This window comes from Pseudoalteromonas sp. bablab_jr010 (assembly GCF_016464105.1).
Classification (GTDB): domain Bacteria; phylum Pseudomonadota; class Gammaproteobacteria; order Enterobacterales; family Alteromonadaceae; genus Pseudoalteromonas; species Pseudoalteromonas simplex.
The window spans coordinates 1-382 of the sequence record NZ_JACDWV010000079.1 but is presented as its reverse complement, the minus strand read 5'-3'; the positions used below and the strand labels follow the sequence as shown (position 1 = coordinate 382).

At 40.6% G+C, this 382-nt stretch carries 1 pseudogene; it reads right to left on the bottom strand.

What is annotated here, in order from left to right:
* Positions 1 to 169: 169 nt before the first annotated feature.
* A pseudogene (locus JIG37_RS07260) lies at positions 170 to 382 on the bottom strand (DUF2931 domain-containing protein); the annotation flags it as partial.

Below are 382 nucleotides of genomic sequence, written 5' to 3'. Positions count from 1 at the left end.
GTATTATCAAATACCACTGAGCGCCCCCAAATAGCATTCCCATTCTCAGTGCCTACGCCTGCAACCATGTAATCTATTTTTCCCGTTGACGAGCAACCTGCTAAAAACAAAGCACATGCAATTGAGATAAGTGGTTTTATAAACTTGTCCATCGTTGCCAAGTGCATTTTTATTTATTCTCACGCCATTGCGCTTGCCCTGAGCCTAGTTCATGTAATACTCGCCCTGTGAACCCTGCTGAACGTGTATTTGATATCCACACTTTTATTTCACCTGTCTCACCCATGCCAATAATTAGGTAGGGAAAAATCTCGTCCTCAACTTCACCTGTGTAATAACTAAAATTAGGTAAGTTTTTAGCTAATTTATATCCCGCTTTATC